Origin of the sequence: Salana multivorans, from assembly GCF_003751805.1 — a bacterium.
In the GTDB taxonomy this organism is placed as follows: domain Bacteria; phylum Actinomycetota; class Actinomycetes; order Actinomycetales; family Beutenbergiaceae; genus Salana; species Salana multivorans.
In genome coordinates this window covers 1,051,826-1,070,690 of sequence record NZ_RKHQ01000001.1, presented here as the reverse complement: position 1 = coordinate 1,070,690, position 18,865 = coordinate 1,051,826, and the positions used below count along the sequence as shown (strand labels likewise).

The 18,865-nt window shown below is 73.8% G+C and carries 14 protein-coding genes; 6 read left to right on the top strand and 8 right to left on the bottom strand.

From position 1 onward, the window contains the following. Positions 1-63: 63 nt before the first annotated feature. Positions 64-1,170 carry an ABC transporter permease gene (locus tag EDD28_RS04855; protein ID WP_123738581.1) on the bottom strand — a complete coding sequence of 369 codons (1,107 nt, stop codon included), beginning with the start codon at positions 1,168-1,170 and terminating at the stop codon, positions 64-66. 25 nt (positions 1,171-1,195) lie between these two features. Further along, positions 1,196-2,716 carry a sugar ABC transporter ATP-binding protein gene (locus EDD28_RS04850; protein ID WP_123738580.1) on the bottom strand — a complete coding sequence of 507 codons (1,521 nt, stop codon included), beginning with the start codon at positions 2,714-2,716 and terminating at the stop codon, positions 1,196-1,198. A gap of 336 nt (positions 2,717-3,052) precedes the next feature. Here EDD28_RS04850 and EDD28_RS04845 point away from each other — a divergent pair, with 336 nt between their 5' ends. Continuing rightward, entirely contained in the window at positions 3,053-4,075 is a 1,023-nt protein-coding gene (locus EDD28_RS04845) for a ketopantoate reductase family protein (RefSeq protein ID WP_123738579.1), read from the top strand. A 193-nt stretch (positions 4,076-4,268) separates the two neighbouring features. Here the strand turns inward: EDD28_RS04845 and EDD28_RS04840 are convergent, their stop codons facing one another. Together EDD28_RS04840 and EDD28_RS04835 are read right to left on the bottom strand one after the other, a co-directional pair. After that, a complete protein-coding gene (locus EDD28_RS04840; protein ID WP_123738578.1) occupies positions 4,269-5,237 on the bottom strand; it encodes a resuscitation-promoting factor in 969 nt (322 codons plus the stop codon). Positions 5,238-5,451: 214 nt separating this feature from the next. Beyond that, a complete protein-coding gene (locus EDD28_RS04835; RefSeq protein ID WP_123738577.1) occupies positions 5,452-8,007 on the bottom strand; it encodes a glycoside hydrolase family 31 protein in 2,556 nt (851 codons plus the stop codon). A 161-nt stretch (positions 8,008-8,168) separates the two neighbouring features. Between EDD28_RS04835 and EDD28_RS04830 the strand changes: the two genes are divergently transcribed. After that, positions 8,169-8,897: a DUF5701 family protein gene (locus tag EDD28_RS04830; RefSeq protein WP_245967920.1), complete on the top strand. Its 729-nt coding sequence runs from the start codon at positions 8,169-8,171 to the stop codon at positions 8,895-8,897. 32 nt (positions 8,898-8,929) lie between these two features. Next, complete coding sequence (locus EDD28_RS04825) at positions 8,930-9,409, top strand: NUDIX domain-containing protein (protein WP_123738576.1); 480 nt, start codon at positions 8,930-8,932, stop codon at positions 9,407-9,409. Positions 9,410-9,433: 24 nt separating this feature from the next. On the opposite strand, the gene EDD28_RS04820 is transcribed toward EDD28_RS04825, so the two are convergent. Further along, on the bottom strand, positions 9,434-11,167 hold the full coding sequence (locus tag EDD28_RS04820; RefSeq protein ID WP_123738575.1) for an ABC-F family ATP-binding cassette domain-containing protein: 1,734 nt from the start codon (positions 11,165-11,167) through the stop codon (positions 9,434-9,436). 133 nt (positions 11,168-11,300) lie between these two features. Next, the gene (locus EDD28_RS04815; protein ID WP_123738574.1) at positions 11,301-12,809 is read right to left on the bottom strand and encodes an MFS transporter; all 1,509 of its coding nucleotides are present in this window, start codon (positions 12,807-12,809) and stop codon (positions 11,301-11,303) included. A 62-nt stretch (positions 12,810-12,871) separates the two neighbouring features. Here EDD28_RS04815 and EDD28_RS04810 point away from each other — a divergent pair, with 62 nt between their 5' ends. The 3 genes from EDD28_RS04810 (at position 12,872) to EDD28_RS04800 (ending at position 16,595) form a co-directional block, all read left to right on the top strand. Further along, positions 12,872-13,801 carry an aminotransferase class IV gene (locus EDD28_RS04810; RefSeq protein WP_245967919.1) on the top strand — a complete coding sequence of 310 codons (930 nt, stop codon included), beginning with the start codon at positions 12,872-12,874 and terminating at the stop codon, positions 13,799-13,801. Positions 13,802-13,927: 126 nt separating this feature from the next. Beyond that, the gene (gene glsA / locus EDD28_RS04805) at positions 13,928-14,950 is read left to right on the top strand and encodes a glutaminase A (protein WP_123738573.1); all 1,023 of its coding nucleotides are present in this window, start codon (positions 13,928-13,930) and stop codon (positions 14,948-14,950) included. Continuing rightward, positions 14,943-16,595 (top strand): MFS transporter, encoded by a 1,653-nt coding sequence (locus tag EDD28_RS04800; protein ID WP_245967918.1) that lies wholly within the window; start codon positions 14,943-14,945, stop codon positions 16,593-16,595. Before glsA ends, EDD28_RS04800 begins: the two co-directional genes overlap by 8 nt. Positions 16,596-16,609: 14 nt before the next feature. On the opposite strand, the gene EDD28_RS04795 is transcribed toward EDD28_RS04800, so the two are convergent. Beyond that, positions 16,610-17,959: an FtsX-like permease family protein gene (locus EDD28_RS04795; RefSeq protein WP_123738572.1), complete on the bottom strand. Its 1,350-nt coding sequence runs from the start codon at positions 17,957-17,959 to the stop codon at positions 16,610-16,612. After that, on the bottom strand, positions 17,956-18,765 hold the full coding sequence (locus tag EDD28_RS04790) for an ABC transporter ATP-binding protein (RefSeq protein WP_123738571.1): 810 nt from the start codon (positions 18,763-18,765) through the stop codon (positions 17,956-17,958). Before EDD28_RS04790 ends, EDD28_RS04795 begins: the two co-directional genes overlap by 4 nt. Positions 18,766-18,865: the final 100 nt, after the last annotated feature.

Below are 18,865 nucleotides of genomic sequence, written 5' to 3'. Positions count from 1 at the left end.
CCGTGCCGTTGGTGGGTGGAACGGGTGGAGCAGGTGCGTGGGTCGGTGGCTGACGGGTCGGCGTCAGGGCCGCGGGGTCGGGGCGTCGATCGTCTTCACCGGGGCGTCGATCGGTTCCGGTTCCGGTGCCGGGACGTCGCGTCGGAACCGGCGCAGGAGGGTGGCGATGCCGTCCCTGATCCGCTGGATGCCGCGCCCGGAGGTGAGGAACACGGCGAGGAGGATGACGATGCCGCGGATGACGAGCTGGGGCTCCGACTGGATCCCCATGAGGTTCATGATGTTGCCGATCATCCCGATGACCAGGGCGCCGAGGACGGTGCTGACCGGGTCTCCGGTGCCGCCGAAGAGTGAGGTCCCGCCGACGACGGTGGCCGCGATGGAGTCGAGCTCGTACCCCTGGCCGACGAGCGAAGACCCCTGGGAGAGTCGGCCGGCGAGCATGAGTCCGGCCAGCCCGGCCAGCAGGCCCGACGTGACGTACGCCATGAGCGTGTCGCGGTTGACCGGGAGCCCGGACAGCCGCGCCGCCTCGGGGTTGCCGCCGAGCGCGTAGAGCCGTCGCCCGAGGGGACTGAACTTCATGGCGAACGCCGCGACGACCGTGACGGTCAGCGCGATGATGACGACGTTGGGCACGCCGGCGGAGCGCCCGCCGAAGAGCTGGAGGAACTCCTGGTTGCTGATGACGATGAGCGTGCCGACCTGGACGATGAACGCCACCCCGCGTGCGATCGACATCATGGCGAGCGTCGCGACGAACGGCGTGATCCGTGCGTAGACGACGAGCACGCCGTTGACGAGGCCGCAGAACGCGCAGGACATGACGGTCACGACGATCGTCGTCCACACGCCGTTGCCCTGGCGGAGCATGACGGCGGCGATCACCGTCGCGAGGGCCGCGATCGAGCCGACGGACAGGTCGATGCCGCGGGTGACGACGACGAAGAACTGGGCGACACCGAGGACGGCCACGACCGAGGCCGCGACGACGATGTTCTCGATGTTGCGCACCGTCAGGAAGTAGGGGGACGCGAGCGTCCCGACGATGGCGACGGCGATGAAGACGCCCACGAGGTAGACCTGGGGCCCGATGCGGACACCGCGTCTGCGGCGCTCGGGCGTCGGCTCGGGGACCGCGGTGGTCGGCTGGGTCGAGGTGGTGGACATGGTCTCTCCTGTGCGACTGATCGGCTCAGCGCAGGTGCGCGAGGAAGGCGTCGTGGTCCCGTTGGACCTGGTCGTGGTCGAGCTCGGCCACCACGCGGCCGACGGACATGACGAGCACGCGGTCGCAGAGCGCTGCCTCCGAGACCTCGGAGGTAACGATGACGGCGGCACCCCCGCGCCGCAGGTGCCCCCGGACGAGGCGGTAGATCTCCTCCTTGGCCGCGACGTCGACGCCGCGGGTGGGTTCGGCCAGCAGCAGGACCCTGCTGTCTCGCGTGAGCCAGCGGGCGAGGAGCACCTTCTGCTGGTTGCCGCCGCTCATGGTCCGCACGTGCTGGTGGACGGAGTGGCAGGCGATCTGCAGCTCGCGGACGTACTGGCGTGCGTGCTCGGCCTCGGCGCGGGTCCGCAGCACGCGAAACCGCGTGAACCGTCCGATGGAGGCGAGCGTCATGTTCTTCATGGCGCTCATGTCCAGGACGAGGCCCTGGGTCTTGCGATCCTCCGGGATGAGACCGAGGCCGCGAGCGATGGCGCGCCGGGGGTTGCCCGGCGGGACGACCCTGCCCCCGACGCGGACGGTTCCCGCCACCGACGCCCGCATCCCGAAGATGCACTCCGCGAGCTCGTTCTGTCCGGCACCGAGCAGCCCCGTGATCCCGACGACCTCGCCGCTGCGCACCTCGAACGACACGGGCGCGACTCGCTTGCCGTCGGTGAGGCCGTCGACCTCGAGGGCCACCTCGCCGGGCGTGATCCCGCCCAGCCGGCCGGCGGCTCCCTCGGCGGCGGCCGCGGCGAGCGAGTTCTCGTAGCGGTCGCCGACCATCGCCCGGACGATCTCGTGGTGGGACGGGACGGCGTCGAACCTGCGGATGCGGTGACCGTCGCGCAGGACCTCGACGCTGTCGCACACGGCCGTCACCTCGTCGAGCCGGTGCGAGACGAAGACGAGACCGACCCCGCCGCGGGCGAGGTCGCGCATGACGGTGAGCAGCGCGTCGACATCGTTCGGTGGAAGTGTGGTCGTCGGCTCGTCGAGCAGGAGGGCGGCCGGGTTCCCCTTGAGCGCCTTGGCGATCTCGACGAGCTGCTGCTCGGCCATCGTGAGCGACCCGACGGTGGCGTGGATGTCGATGTCGGCGCCCAGACGGTCGAGGAGACCGCGGGCGGTCTGCTCGAGGCCACGGCGCCGCACGACGAGGCCGCCGGAGCGGAAGCCGTCGAGGAAGATGTTGTCGAGCACGGTCATGCCTGGAACGAGGCTCATCTCCTGGTAGATCGTGTAGATCCCGGCCTGTCGGGCGGTGTGCGGGCTGACCACGCGGGTGGGGGTGCCGCTGACCAAGATCTGACCGTCGTCGGGTTGCTCGGCGCCCGAGAGGATCTTGACGAGGGTGGACTTGCCGGCGCCGTTCGCGCCACAGAGGCCGACGATCTCGCCGCGGTTGACCCGAAGGTCGACGCCGCGCAGCGCCTGGACGCCCGGGTAGGACTTGCGAAGCCCGCGGACCTCCAGTGCGGGGACCACGTCGTTGAGCGACATCTCCCACTCCCTCCGAAGCTGCTCTGCTTCAGATCGGTCGGTGTTGATAGCGCTATCAACGTAACAGCGTGACGTAGGTCACGCAAGACCCCCGGCGGAATCGGCGGTGGCCGAGCTCGTTTCTGTCGCACCGGAAACCGAGCAGATCCGCGGTTTTTCGGGCATCATCCGAGACGGGCGGCCGCCGGAGCGGGTTCGACGGGCCTGCTGGGCGAGCAGCGTCGGGCATCGGATCGGCCTGGGCGACGGTGTGCCATGTGAGCGATATCAATGTCATTGGCTGGACGGTGCGCCGTATCGACCACACCGGACCCGCTGACCTGGGACGATCGGGGGATGGACCAGCCCGACCCCGCCACCACCCCCCGCATCCTCGTCGTCGGCGCCGGAGCCGTCGGCGGCTACCTGGGGGCGCGGCTCGCCGCCGCCGGTCGCGACGTCACGTTCCTGGTCCGTCCCACGGCGGCGGACCGGCTGCGCGCGACCGGCCTCGTCCTGCGCGACCTCCCGGCCGGCGCCGAGCAGCGGCTCGCGCCGCGCGCCGTCACGCCGGAGGACCTCACCGCGGCCGTCGCGGCGGACGGGCCGTTCGACGTCGTCCTCGTCACCGTCAAGGCGCCCGGTCTCGACTGGGCCGGGAGCGCGCTGGCGACCCCGGGCCTCCTCGCTCCCGGCGCCGCGGTCGTCCCGCTGCTCAACGGGATGGCGCAGCTCGACGTGCTGGCGGCCGCGCTCGCCGGCGTCGCGCCCGGCGCGCTCGTCGGGGCGACCGTCCGCATCGTCGCGAGCGTCGACGACGACGGCGCGGTCGTCCTGCACCAGCCGATCCACCGCGTCACGCTCGGCGCGCTCGCCCAGATGCCTCCGGCCGACGACGACGCCGCCGATGCCGACGACGCACCCGTCGCCCGCGCCGCGGCCGTGCTCGACGTCAGCGGCATCGACGTCCTCGTCACCGGCGACGCCGTCGGCGAGCTGTGGAACAAGTGGTACTTCATCGTCGCGAGCGGCGTCCTCGGGGTGCTCACGCGCGGCACGGTCGGGCAGGTCGTTGCGACGCCCGGCGGGGTCGACGTCGTCGACGCGATCCTCGCGGAGACCGCCGCCGTCCCCGCCGCGGCCGGTCACGTGGTGCCCGCCGCCGACCTCGACTTCTCCCGTGGCTTCCTCACGGCGCCCGGCTCGGGGTTCGTGTCGTCGCTCTACCGCGACGTCGTCGCGGGGCGCGCGGGGGAGTCGGAGCACATCGTCGGCGACTTCGTGGCCCGCGCGCGCCGGCTCGGGGTCGCGACGCCGCTGTGCGACGTCGCGCTGCTCCAGATGCGGGTCGTCACCGCGGACCGGCCTGGGACTCGCTGAGCGCTGGACCCGCTGTGCCGTTCGGTGCGACCGTCGTGACCCGCGTGGTTCGTGCACGTCGCGTCGCGACGTCGCCGCCGAGGCCCTGACCTGCTCGGATACCCGAGAGCTCAGCTACGCACACGATGCGTTCCGGACGGAAACCCCCGTGGGCCGCCGGCGCTGGCGGCGAGCGCGCGGCGCCCGCCGTCCGTCAGCGCACGTAGACGTCGTAGTGGTTGCCGACGGTCCCGCGGTCGTAGACCTTGCCCTGGTACCCGAACGGGGTGTCGATGACGGTCCCCTTCGCGGCGGAGCTGGCGAGCACGATGTAGCCGTCGCCGTCGCTCACGTACCCGTCCTCGTTGACGTGCCGGCCGGGGATCGACAGCCCGCCGCCCGGCAGCACGCTCTGCGAGTAGTAGGTGAACTTGTACCCGCCCCACGTGACGACGCCGGCGCTCATGAACTGGCTGAGCGTGTAGAGCTTCGCGGGCCCGACGCGCGTGCCGACCTCGACGATCTCGGGCACCGCCGGCGTGGTCTCGACCGACGCGAGCTGGGTGCGCGCGACCTCGGTCCCGTCGACGAACGACACCCGGCTGGTCACCTGCGCGAACCCGTCGACCCCGGCCTGGACGACGCGGGTCTCGCCCTTGGCGAGCGACGAGGTCTCGCGAGTCTCGCTCGTGTGCGGCGTCGTCACGTCCTCGGTGACCGTCTCGACGCTGGACCGGCCGACCGTGACCGTCGTCCCCGCCTGCGGCGGAGCGCTGAGGTCGGCGTCGACGACGTCGTCCCAGCCCAGAACGATCCCGGCCTCGGCGAGCGCGTCGGCCAGCGTCGCGGCCTGCGTCGTGACGTCGCGGGTCTCGCCGTCGACGACGACGCCGAACGTCACGCCCTCCCCGTCCGCCAGGGCGGCGCGGGCCTCCCCGCGCGAGGCGGGGGTGAGGGCGACGAGGTCGCGGGCCTCGAGCTCGGTGTTGAGCAGGGGGACGTCCGCGCTGACCGCGGTTCCGTCCACCGTGTCCGAGGTCGACGCCGGGTCGGCGAGCTGGGCCGACGCCGCGCGCGCGTCGAGCGCGTTGAGGACGCCGCCGCCGGCTGCGAGCAGGACGCCCGCGAGGACGCCGGCGCCGACAGCGATCCGGCCCGCGCCGGGCCGCCGATGAGAAGTCACGCCCTCGACCGTAACGGAACGTCCGGCCGACGGCGAGGGCAGGGCGGTCGACCGGTGCGCACGCTCACGGAACCTTCGCAGGAGCTGTGGCCCCCGTCACGACACGTCGAGCCCGACCGCCCCCGCCCACTCCGACAGTGGGGTGGATCGGGTCGCGAATCGCGATCGAACCCACCCCGATATCGGAGCGCGGGGGTGTCGGACCCGGGCTCGGCTACCAGGGGCGCACGACGGCGGCGCGCTCGATCAGCGCTCCGCGCAGCGCGGCCGGGATCTGCAGTGCGCCGATCTCCTGCGCCAGCTCGAGCCCGGTCAGCTCCTTGACGGTGCGCCAGGCGTGCTCCTTGTTCCAGAACGGGATCTCCGCCGCGTCGAGCAGGGCGAAGGTGTCCTCGACCAGCGTGTCGGGCGCCGCCTCGAGCCCGATCAGCCGCACCTCGAGCCCGCGGGCCAGGTCGACCTCGCCGAGCCGCACGCGCAGGGCCGGCGCCAGCAGCTCGTCCCGGTGCACCGCGACGACGGAGGCGTCGGTCCCGGACAGCTCGACCGTCGGCAGGTCGGCGCCGCTCGCGCCCGCGGCGGCGTCCTCGTCGTCGGCCGCCGGCGTCCCGAGCGCCCCGAACGGCGCCAGCACGACGCGCTCGACGCGCACCGCCCCGACGACGTCGAGCGTCACCTCGCGCACCGCGAGCGGGTCCGGCCCGGTGGTCGGCTCGATGCGCAGGACCAGGTCCGCGAGGCGCCCGGCCCCGTAGCCCGCCTCGCCCGCGTCGCCGGTCGTGAGCGTCTGGACGAACCGCGTGACGTTCCGGTCCGCCAGACCCGGCGCGGCCTCGCCGTGGTCCTCGACCAGGTGGGAGACCCCGTCGCCGGGGAAGACGCGCAGCTCGAGCGCGTCGGGCACGTCGCCGACGGGCGCGAACGGGTCGGCCGCGAGCGGCAGGACGGCGCCGGCGCGCGCGAGGACCGGGTAGACCTCGAGCGGGCGGTGGAACGTGGCGAACCGGCCGCCGCGGTAGCGCTGACCCGTGAACAGGTCGAACCAGCCGCCCTCCGGCAGCCAGGCGCGCGTCGTGCCGAGCCCGGACGCGGGCTCCTCCGGCCGCGTGATCGGCGCGACGAGCAGGTGCTCGCCCAGCATCGCCTGGTTCGGGATCGTGCGGGCCTCGACCCGGTCGGGGTGGTCGTGGTACATCGGCCGCACGACCGCGACGTTGTCCGCGTGCGCGGCCCACGCCGCCGTGTACAGCGCGGGCACGAGGCGGTGCCGCAGCCGCAGGAACCGCGACATGATCCCCTGCGCGCGCGGTCCGAACGCCCACGGCTCCTTCGTCGTGAACGGGCTGTTGGACGAGTGGAGCCGGTTGATCGGGGAGAACACGCCGTACTGGTACCAGCGCGTGGCCATCTCGACGTCGCGGCCGCCGAACATGTGGCCGCCGATGTCGTGCGACCACCACGTGAAGGCGACGTTCGCCGCCGTGTTCGTGAAGTACGGCTGGAAGTCGAGCGAGTCCCACGTGATGATCGTGTCGCCGGAGAAGCCGACGGGGTAGCGGTGGCTGCCGAGGCCGGCGTACCGCGAGAACGTGAGCGGACGACGTGCCCCGTCGGTGCGCTCGCGCCCGGAGTCGCGGAAGTGGATGTGGTTGAGCATCCACAGCGGGTCCAGCCCGGGCACCGAGGTGACGCCGCCCGACTGCCAGTCGAGCCACCAGAAGTCGACGCCCTGCTCCTCCAGCGGGTGGTGGAGCAGTCGCAGGTAAGCGTCGACGAACGTGCGGTCGGTGATGTCGAAGCCGACCGGGAGGCCGCTGGCCGGGTCGATGCCGAGGGCGCGCGCCATCTCGGGGTAGGCGTCCTCGTGCCGGCGCACGCCGTCGGCCGGGTGGACGTTGAGGGTCACCGCGAGGCCGCGCTCGTGCAGGGCGGCGAGGAAGCGCTCGGGGTCCGGGAACAGCTCGCGGTCCCAGGAGTACCCCGTCCAGCCGGTGCCGATCTCGGGGTCGACGTCCACCTGGTGCCAGTCCATGTCGATGACCGACACGCTCAGCGGGACGCCCTCGTCGCGGAACCGGTCCATCAGCTCGACGTAGGAGTCCTCGGTGTAGCGCCAGTAGCGGCTCCACCAGTTCCCCAGCGTGTACCGGGGGACGAGCGGCGTCGGGCCGGTCAGGTGGTGGTAGGCGTCGAACGCGCCCCGGATGTCGCGGCCGTAGGCGAGGAGGTAGAGGTCCTTGCGGCCCGCGCCGCCGTCGGGGCGGGGCGTGATCCAGCCGTCGTCGGACAGCAGGACGGAGTGGGAGTCGTCGACGAGCGCGAACCCGAACGTCGAGAGGATGCCCTCGTCGAGCTCCGTGGCGCCGTCGACCTCGTCGAGCGTGCGGGCCGTGCCGAGCAGGTTGCCGCGGAACGGGAGGTCCTGCGGGTAGCTCATCCCGTAGTGCCACACGGAGTAGTGGGCGTCGAGGGCGTCGCGGGTCAGCGTGACCGACAGGCCGCCGCTGGTGAACTCGCCGCCGTCGTAGCGCAGGCGCAGGTAGTCCGTGAGGATCTCCAGGCCGCCGCCCGGCACCTGCGTCACCGTGAACGCCGGCACCGGGAAGTCGCGGTCGACCACGAGCTGCGAGCGCTCGTCGACGAACCGGCCGTCGGGGCTCCACTCCATCCGGATGAGCCGCGGGGTGAGGACGGTGAAGCGGTACGTGTCGCCCTGGACGACGGCGGCGGGGTTCGCGGGCGCGGGGCGTCCGTCCGACATGGCGAACATGCGTGGCTCCGGAGGGGTGGGTGCTGAGGACTGCGCCCCATTGTCCTACGTCCGGCCCCGGCGCCGGTCGGGTGCCGTCGCGTCCGGGAACAGGGAGCTGCCGCGCGGCGTTGTCACCCGTCCGGCGCGCGCGACGCCGGCCCCCGACGCGAGGAGCGCCCGTGACCACGACCCAGACGAGCACGACCCGGCCGACGACCGCCCAGCCGACCCCCACCCGGCCGACCCCGACGACGCTGCCCGCGCTCGACGTCCAGCTCGACCGGCTCCTCGCTCTCGGCCTCGCCGACCTGGCGGGGGTGCCCGAGGCGGAGCTGCGCTCGACGGTCGCGGCCGTCGTCGGTGACGAGGGGATCGGCGCGTCCGACGTCCCGGGCGCGGACGATCCCCTGCTCCTCGCCATCCACCCCGACCTCGTCCCGGCGCGAGCGCTGGCCCCGCTGCTGGAGCGCGCCGGCCGTCCGGGCTTCGTCGTCGTCGACTGGACGGACCTGGAGGACTTCCGGACCGTGCCCGACGTCGAGCTGCCGGACCGCGCGCTCTACGTCGTCCGGGGCGCGGACCGGGGCGACGACCTGCGGGGCGCGTCGCCGGAGGAGGCGCTCGCGGAGCTGACCGGTCGAGGTCGCACGCCCCTGACGCTGCACGAGGGGATCGGCTGGCTGATGCAGGACCCGAGCCGGCTCGAGCCCAACCACTGCTTCATGTGCCTCGCGACCCGCAAGCCGCGCCCGCGCGGCGCGTTCGACGCGCGGACGCCGGCCCTGTGGATCAGCGGGGGCACCGGACGCGACGGCGTCGAGCGGCGCGGTGCGCCGAAGGTCGGCTGGTGCTGGTGGCGCAACCGGCACACCTGGCTCGGCTTCGCCTCGGCGACCGGCCGCGGCTGAGCCCCGGTGGACCGATCGGGAAGGATGGGCGCGTGGCAACGGTGAGGAGCGCGGCGCTCGCGGTGGTGCGCCTGCGCGAGGCCGGCCCCGAGGTCCTGCTCGGGCACATGGGCGGCCCGCTGTGGACGCGCAGGGAGCGGTCGTGGTCGATCCCCAAGGGGCTGTACGGCGATGACGAGGACCCGGCGTCCGCCGCCCGACGCGAGCTGGCGGAGGAGACGGGGTACGTCTGGCCGCAGGACCGGGTGCTGACCGACCTCGGCGACTTCCGGGTGACGAGCGGCAAGGTCGCGCGGGTCTACCTCGGCGTCGAGCGCGACCCGGTGCCGTGGGCCGAGGCGGACTTCGTCTCCAACACCTTCGAGCTGGAGTGGCCGCCCCGGTCGGGTCGCGTCCAGTCCTACCCGGAGATCGACCGGGTCGAGTTCTGCCGGTTCGACCGGGCCCGGGACGTCCTCGTCGCGGGTCAGGTCCCGGTCGTCGACGCGATCGAGGCGGCCCTGCGCGGCTGAGCCCCGCGGCCGAACCCCTCCGGCTCAGCCGAGCCGGAGCGTCCGCCCGGCCCAGTCCCGGCGCAGCCAGCGGTCGTGCGACGCGACCACGACGGCCCCGGGGTACCGGTCGATCGACGCCTCGAGCTGTGTGAGCAGCAGGAGCGAGAGGTGGTTGGTCGGCTCGTCGAGCAGCAGGACGTCGGGCGGATCGGCGAGCACGGCGGCGAGCGCGAGGCGTCGCTGCTGACCGACCGACAGCGCGCCGACGGGCCGCTCCAGGTCGCGGCCCGCGAGCAGCGCGAACGTCTCGACGGGCACCCGGGCGGCGACCTCGGCGCCGACCAGCTCCTCGTACGCCGCCCGCACGGTGGTGCCGGGCAGCACGTCGAGGTCGACCTCCTGGGTGAGCAGCCCGACGCGCAGCGCCCGCGGGTGCTGCACCGACCCGGCCGACGGGGCCAGCCGGCCGGCGAGCACGCCGAGGAGCGTCGACTTGCCGGAGCCGTTCGGTCCCGTGACGAGCCACCGCTCACCCGCGCTCACCGTGAGCGAGGTGGACGCCAGCCGGCCGGCGACCGCGACATCGCTCGCCACGAGCACGGGTCCGCTCCACCGGGACCCGCGACCCGCGCGTCGGGTGTCAGCCGCCGCGTCCAGCCCCGCGAACCACTGCCACGCCGGGGGCTTGCGCACCTGCGCCGCCTCGAGCTCGGCGAGCCGCGTCCTGGCGTCGTTGACGCGACGGGACACGACGGCGGCGTTCCGGTCCGAGTAGAACTTCTTCGACGCGTTGGCCTCCGTCCGCGGGGCCCGGCCGACGTGCCCGACCGTCTGCTGCTCGCGCACGCTGCTGCGCAGACGGCGCAGCTCGGCCTGCTCGTCGCGGTAGCGCCGCTCCCACCGCTCGCGCGCGTCGAGCCGCGCGTCCAGGTAGGCCGTGTACCCGCCGGTGAACCGGACCAGACCGATCCCCGAGCCGTCACCGTCCCCGACCAGCGGTCCCGACACCGCGTGCGGGACCTCGCTCGGGTCGAGGTCGACGAGACCGGTCACGGCCTCGTCGAGGAACGCCCGGTCGTGCGAGGCGAGCAGGACCGGACCCCGCCACGCGGTCAGCACGGAACGCAGGTGGGCGACGGCGTCGTCGTCGAGATGGTTCGTCGGCTCGTCGAGGAGCAGGACGTCGGGCTGGGACAGCAGCAGCCAGGCCAGCGACAGCCGCGCGAGCTGGCCACCCGAGAGCGTCGAGACGGGCCGGCCGGGGGCGATGTCCGCCAGCCCGAGCCCGGCGAGCATCGCGGCCTCGCGCGCGGCGAGGCCCCAGACGTCGAGCGCCTCCGCGCGCTCCAGGGCGCCGGCGTACCGGGCGGTCGTCGCGTCGTCGTCGGGGGTGGCGGCCAGTGCGCGTGCCGCGTCGTCGAGCTCGGCCTCGGCGTCGCGCACGACGGCGGTCGCGCCGGCCAGCGCCTCGGCGAGCGTGACGTCGGCGGGGAACGGCGGCTCCTGGTGGAGGAGCCCGACGCGGGCGGCCGGGCCCGGGCCGGCCACGGTGGCGGTTCCGGCGTCCGGCGTCAGGAGGCCGGCCGCGACGCGCAGGAGCGTCGACTTGCCCGAGCCGTTCTCGCCGATGAGGCCGAGGCGCTCGCCGGGCGAGACCACCAGGTCGACGTCGGTGAGCACGCGGCGCTCGCCGTAGGAGACGGACACGCCGTCGAGCCGGAGCTGGACGCCGGACGTGCCGGGCGCGGGGGAGAGGTGGGGTGCTGGCTGGGACATGAGGAACCCTTGGGTCGCGCGGGGGCGCGCCGGGGCGGAGCCGCGCGGCGAGCCGGGACGGGGGTCTCAGATCAGCACCCCTCGACCGTAGGCGCCCGCGCCGCGACCCGGCAAGGTGTTTCCGGGTGCTGCCCTAGCGCGGGCGCTCGCGCTCCACGGGATCGGTCGCGGCCTCGTCGAGCGCCTCGATGGTCTCGACGGCGTCGACCGCGCGGTCCCACCAGTGCGCGACGACGGGCACCCGGACCTCCAGCCCGTCCGCCAGTCGTTCGAGCACGCTGCGTCGCAGACCGAGCGTCGAGACGACGACGAGGGCGGTCGAGACGAGGGTGAGCACCGCCATCGAGGAGAGCGCGATCCGGTAGTCGGTCAGGCTCGGCTGGGCGGTGCCGGAGAGCTGGTCGAGGATGACGCCGATGCTGATGGCGCCGAGCATCGTCCCGGAGAACCCGCCGGCGTTGACCAGGCCCGTCGCGGTCGAGATGCGGTGCGCCGGGTTGTAGTCGCGAGCGAGGTGGAAGCCGATCTGCGACCCGGGGCCGCCGGCCGCCATGACGACGAACGCCACGACGACGACGCCGACGGGCGGTCGGCCGCCCGGCCAGGCGAGCAGCACGGCCCACGCCGCGACGATCGCGAGGCCGATCCCGATCGCCAGCGGGACGCGCGACCCGGGGCGGCGGCCGGCGAACGGGCCGATGAGGAAGCTGAACCCGACGTTGCCGAGGACGAGCACCGAGACCATGGCGGCGGCCTGCGAGCCGGGGTAGCCGAGCCCCTCGGTCAGGTAGGGGAACCCCCAGACCATGCCGAGGACCATCCCGGAGGCCATGGTCGCCTGGTGCACCCAGAAGCCGACCTGGGTGCCGCGGCCGTGCTCGTGCCCGCGCCAGGTCTCCGCGATCGTGTGCGCGAGCTCGCGGGTGGCGGACCGCTGGCCACCCGCCCCGTCGGGCTCGGCCCCGGCTCCGCCGGGAGTGGCCCCGCCGGGAGCGGCCGCGACCTCGCGGAACGGCGCGGCGACGGCCGGCCGCAGCAGGAGGAGGGCGTAGACGAGCGAGGTCGCCCCCGTCACCGCGAACGTCCGCGTCCAGCCGAACTCGTCGAGCGCGAGCGTCAGCGGGACCGTCGCCGCGAGGTTGCCGAGCATGCCGAGCAGCCCCGTCCACATCGCCATGACGGCGTACCGCGAGCGCGGGAACCACGTCGCCGCGAGACGCATGACGGAGATGAACACGAGGGCGTCGCCGACCCCGAGGACGGTCCGGGCGAGCAGGGCGACGGGGTAGGTGGTGGCGAGCGCGAACGTCACCTGCGCCGTGCCGAGGATGAGCGTCGCGAGCAGCAGGACGCGCCGGGCGCCCCACCGGTCGATCGCGAGCCCGGCGGGAATCTGCATCGCGGCGTAGACGCCGAGCTGGAGCATGACGAAGGCGCCGAGCTGCGCCGAGCTGATCTGCAGGCGCTCGACCGCCTCCGGCCCGGCGACCCCGAGCGAGGCGCGGTGCACGACCGCGAGGACGTAGACGCCGCACCCGGTGAGCCACACGACGTACGGGTTGCGGACGGCGAAGCGCATGACGCCGCGGGCCACGCCGGGGCGGCGCGTCGGAAGGGCGTCGTCGGCGCCGGTCGTGCTCACGGGTCCCCATTCTTCCTTGGTCCTCGCACGTGTCCGGCCGCCGGATGTGTGAGGCTCGGGGGATGGCTCACGACCTCGCCGCGCCGCCGGCCGTCCTCGCGATGATCGACCGCCCCTGCCGCTCGTCCGCCGCGGACGCGACCTCGGCCGAGGCGCCCCCCGCGTTCCGGCTGGTCCCCGCGCGCTCCCCGCAGCTTCGGGTGACGGACCTGGCGGTGACCAGGGGCGACGGGATCTTCGAGAGCGCGACGGTCCGCGACGGGGTCATCCACTCCGAGGAGCGGCACCTGCACCGGTTCGCCCGCTCGGCCGCGATGCTCGACCTGCCCGAGCCCGACCTCGACGTCTACCGGGCGGCCACCCGCGCCGCCGTCGCCGCGCTCGACCTCCCGCCCGGGGCCGAGGCGTACGTCAAGTACTGCCTGTCGCGCGGCGACGAGGAGCTGACGGACGTCGGCCCGATCGGCTGGGCGTACGCGACGCTCTCCGGCGACTTCACCGCCGCGCGGACCGAGGGGATCGCGGTCGTGCTGCTCGACCGCGGCTACGCCAGGACGGTCCCGGCGACCTCGCCGTGGCTGCTGGCCGGGGCCAAGACGCTCGCCTACGCCGTCAACCGCGCGGCCGTGCGGGAGGCGGTGCGCCGCGGAGCGCAGGACGTCGTGTTCACGACACCCGACGGCTACCTGCTCGAGGGGCCGACGTCGACCCTCGTGCTGCGCATCGGCGACACGCTCGTGACGCCGCCGCCGGAGGTCGGGGTGCTGCCCGGCACGACGCAGGAGGACCTGTTCGCGTCGCTGGACGACCTCGGCCTGCGCGGCGAGGAGCGGGACGTGCGCGTTCCCGAGCTCGCGGCGGCCGACGCCGCCTGGCTCATGTCGAGCGTGCGGCTCGCAGCCCCGGTCAACGCGGTCGACGGGGTCGCCGTGCCCGTCGACCACGAGCTGACGGCCCGGATCAACGAGCTGCTGCAGACGCGTACCGGCTGAGCCGCGCCCGCCGCCCGGCTGACCACCGTTCGACGGGCGCGCAGGCGCCGCCGGTCGTACGATCGCGGCGTCGGGGCAACGGAGTCGGACGCTCGCCGGACGAGCGCCGGAGGAACGAGAAGGCGCATGTTCGACGAAGACGTGCTCAGCATCGCGCAGCGGGCGTCGACCGGCGCCCTGCCGCCCGGACGGACGGTCGACGAGCTCGTCCGCCTGGCCCACGAGCGCTACGCCGGCGTCGACGACGGCGCGGTCGCCGACTACATCCCGGTGCTGGCGGAGGCCGACCCGCGTCGGTTCGGCCTCGCCGTCGTCGGCGTGGACGGCGAGCGCCACGAGGCTGGCGACACCGACGTCGCGTTCTCGATCCAGTCGATCTCGAAGGCGTTCGTCCTCGCGCTCGTGTGCGAGGAGCTGGGGCACCGGGCCGTGCGCGAGCGGGTGGGGGTGAACAACACCGGCCTACCGTTCAACTCGGTGATCGCGCTGGAGCTGAACGCCGGCAGCCCGTCGAACCCGATGGTCAACGCCGGGGCCATCGCGACGACGGCGCTCCTTCCGGCCGCGTCGGCCGAGGAGCGGTGGGAGCGCGTGCGGGACGGGCTGTCGCGCTTCGCGGGCCGGGATCTCGAGCTGGACGAGACCGTCTACGTCTCGGAGGCGGAGACGAACCAGCGCAACCGGGCCATCGCCAAGCTGCTGCAGAGCTACGACCGGCTGGACGTCGACCCGCTCGAGACCGTCGACGTCTACACCCGGCAGTGCGCCCTGGCCGTGACCGCGCACGATCTCGCGGTCATGGGCGCCACGCTCGCCGACGGCGGCACGAACCCCGTGACCGGCGAGCAGGTCGTCTCGGCCGAGGTCTGCCGCGACACGCTGGCCGTGCTCGCCTCGTGCGGTCTCTACGAACGTTCCGGCGACTGGCTGTTCGAGATCGGGCTGCCGGCGAAGTCCGGCGTCTCCGGCGGGATCGTCGCCGTCGCGCCGGGCAAGGGCGCGCTCGGTGCCTACTCGCCCCGGCTCGACGCCGCGGGCAACAGCGTTCGCGGCCAGCGGGCCTGCGCGTACCTGTCCCGGGCCCTCGGGCTCAACCTCTTCGCCTCCTCCCGCTGGTCCGCGTCCGAACAGGAGACCCCCCATGTCTGAGACCGCCCGCCCCGCCGCCGGGATCACCGCTGACGGCGCGGAGGCCGACGAGCGCCGGTCCTGGGTGCCGATGATCGGCCTGTTCCTCGCCCAGGTCCTCATGTCGTTCAACGTCTCCGCCCTGCCGATCTCCCTCGGCGGGATGGTCGCCGACTTCGGCGTCGCGCCGACCGTCGCCAGCTCGACGATCGTCGTCTACGGCCTGGCGGTCGCCGCCCTCGTCATGACGGGTGCGAAGCTCGGGCAGCGAGTCGGCTGGGTGCTCATCTTCCGCGTCGTCCTCGTCGTCTTCGCCGCGTCCTCGCTCCTCATGGTGTTCGCCCGATCGATCGGCTGGGCCATCGCGGGGCAGGCGCTCGCGGGCTCCGCCGCGGCCATCATCGTCCCGGCCCTCGTCGCCCTCATCGCCGAGAACTACCGGGGTGGTCAGCAAGCGACGGCGGTCGGCTCGCTCGGCTCGGCCCGGGCGTTCTCCGGGATGAGCGCCTTCCTGATCGGTGGCACGCTCGGCACGCTGGTCGGCTGGCGGCCGATCTTCCTCATCACGCTGGGTCTCGCGGTCGTGGTGTTCGTGCTCAGCTTCAAGCTGCGCTCGGACCGGGGCAACCCCGACATCACGATCGACGTCGTCGCCTCGATGCTCATCGGCGCGGCGATCGTGCTGCTGACCCTCGGCTTCAACAACCTCAACGGCTGGGGCATCCTGCTCGCCGAGCCGGGCGCGCCGTTCAGCATCGCAGGGGTCTCGCCGGCCCCCGTCCTCGTCGTCGTCGGGATCGTGCTGGGTCAGGCGTTCTTCCTCTGGACCCGCCGCCGGACGCGGCAGGGACGGGTGCCGCTGGTCGACCTCAGCGTCCTGCGCCGCCCGACGGAGCGCGCCGCCGTCTACGCCATGTTCGTCATCGTGGCGATGGAGGCGGCGGTCAACTTCACGGTGCCGACCTACATCCAGATCGTGCAGGGACGAACGCCCTTCGACACCTCCCTGGCGATGATGCCGTTCAACCTGACGGTGTTCATCACGGCCACGCTCATCGTCCGCTTCTACGGCCGGTTCTCCCCGCGTGCCATCGCCCTGTTCGCGTTCGGCCTCACGACCGTCGCGCTGGTGTGGCTGGCCTTCGTCGTGACGAACGACTGGGAGACCCTCCCGACGATCGCGGGGCTGGTCGTGTTCGGCATCGGCCAGGGGGCGCTGGTGACGCTCGTGTTCAACGTCCTCGTGACCGCGGCGCCCAAGGAGCTGGCGGGCGACGTCGGCTCGGTCCGCGGGACGACGCAGAACCTCGCCTCCGCCGTCGGAACGGCCGTGATGGGCGCGATGCTCGTCACGACGCTCAGCCTCGGCATCGGTGCGGCCACGCAGGAGCACCCCGAGCTGCCGGCGGAGCTGGTCGCGCAGGTCGACCTGGACAACGTCAACTTCGTGAGCAACGATGACCTGCGCGCGGCGCTGGAGGAGACGACGGCCACGCCCGACCAGATCGAGGCGGCCGTCGCCCTCAACGAGGAGCAGCGTCTGCGGACCCTGCGGATCGGCTTCCTCGTCCTGGCCGGCATCAGCATCCTCGCGACGCTCCCCGCCTCGCGCCTGCCGCGCTACCGGCCCGACGAGATCCCCGCGTCGGCGGTCGGGTCGGACTGACCCGACCGCCCGGGTCAGGCGGCCTGCGCCGTCATCCGGTGCGCGACGACGCGGGTCGCCGCGCCGCCGAGCAGCACCAGCGCGCACGCGGCGAGGATGCTGAGGGCGTAGCGCAGGACGACGCCCGGCTGGGCGAACGCGCTCATGCCGAGGATCGGGACGAGGAAGATCAGGATCGCGACCGTCGCCGTCCCGACCGCCGTGAGCAGCGGGATGAGCGTCTCGCGGAACCGGGCGCCGTCGAGCGTCGCGCGCGGTGTCCCCGCGAGGACGAGGTTGGCGTACTCCTGCCGCTGGTCGATGACGCGCCCGGCCTGCATGACGCCCGTCGAGACGCCGGCCAGGATGCCGGCGATGCCGAGCGTCAGCAGCCCGCCCGTCCCGATGTCGCGCAGGAACACCGCCTCGTCCGGGCTGGAGGCCATCGACTCGGGCACGATCGCGATGATCGACGTCACGCCCGCGACGAACGTCGCGATCGCGACGCCGCCGACGCTACGCCAGCCGGTCTTGGGGCTGTCGATGACGCGCCGGGCGGCCAGCAGCGTCGAGACCTTCCGCGTCCGGGACGCGACCATGCGGGCGACGAGCGAGAGCAGCCACGGCCCGACGAGGTTGAGCGTGAACATGCCGATCCCGATGAACCCCATGAGCACGAAGATGACGACCATCCCCGCGGCGCCCGCGAACTGGTTGACGACGACGATGGCCGCGACCACGACGACGACGGAGAGCCCGCGCAGCCAGGTGAGCGCCGGCGGGGACTGACGCGTCGCCACGCCGAGCGGCGTGACCGCGACGCGCTGCAGGCTCGACGCGGCCGAGACGAGCGCGATGACGAGCACGCCAGCGACGGTGAGCAGCACGTTCGGCACGCCGACCCAGAGCTCCGCCAGGTCGAACGTGCGGTCCTGGAAGCTGAGCCGGGCGACGAGCGGCAGGAGGGCGCCGTAGAGACCGATCCCGATCGCGGCCCCGATGAGCGCCTGGACGGCGGCGTCGAGCAGGGTGAGCAGCGTGACCTGCGTCGTCGTCGCGCCCACGAGCCGCATGGTGGCGAGGCGCGCGTCGCGCCGGGCCATGGCGAGCCGCGCGGCCGCGCCCCCGAGGGTGGAGAGCGGGACCAGCAGGAGGATGACGGCGAAGACGGCGAAGTTCACGTAGACCCAGCCGTCGTAGGAGGCGCTGCCGACGCCGGCTCTGGCCCGGTCGATGAACGCGAGCAGGCCGCCGAGCACGACGAGCGTGACGGCGGTGGTCGCGGCGAAGGCGATGACGGCGAGGGTCGAGGTGAGGCTCGCCGGGTCGCGGGAGTCGCGACGGGACCGGCGGCGCAGCAGGGCCCACAGGCGCAGCGTGCTCATCGCGCGGCCCCCTCGGTGCCCGTGGTGCCGGTGGCGCCCGTGGTGCCGGTGGCGCCGGTCGTCGGGACCTGACGCTGCTCGCCGACGACGAGCCCGTCGCGCATCTGGATGGTCCGGGAGCACCAGTGGGCGACGTCGACGTCGTGGGTCACGAGCACGAGCGAGGCGCCCTGGGCGCGGCACGCGGTGGTGAGGGCGTTCATGACCTCCCAGCCCGTCGTCTGGTCGAGAGCGCCGGTCGGCTCGTCGGCGAAGATGACGCCCGGGTTGCCGACGAGGGCGCGGGCGATGGCGACGCGCTGCGCCTGTCCGCCGGACAGCTCGCCCGGTCGGCGGCCCTCCATGCCCCGCAGCCCGAGGTGGGCGAGCCACTGGCGGGCGCGGGCCGTCGCCTCCGCGCGTGCAACGCCGGCGAGCATGAGCGGGAGCGCGACGTTCTCGTCGGCCGGCAGCTCGGGCAGGAGCTGGCCGGACTGGAAGACGAAGCCGAACTCCGAGCGGCGCAGCTTGGTCCGGTCGGCGTCGGAGAGGTCGGCGAGCGAGCGCCCGCGCCACATCGCGGTGCCGGCGGTCGGCGGGAGGATGCCGGCCAGGACGTGCAGCAGCGTCGTCTTGCCCGAGCCCGACGGGCCCATGATCGCGAGCGACTCCCCGGGCGCGACGCGCAGGTCGACGCCGGCGAGCGCGTGCGTCGCGGTGGGGCCGTCGCCGTAGGTCTTGGTCAGGGCGATCGCCTCGAGGCCGGTGGCGTCGGGGGTCGGGCGGGCGGGGTCGAAGGCAGGTCGGGTGCCGGTGGTGTCGGTCATGGTTCCAGCGTGCCGACCGGGGGGCCGCCGCCTCGTCCGTCGACGGTTCCGACGTCGGGGGTCGGGAGTCGACCGTGGTCGCAGCGCCGCCGTCCACCCC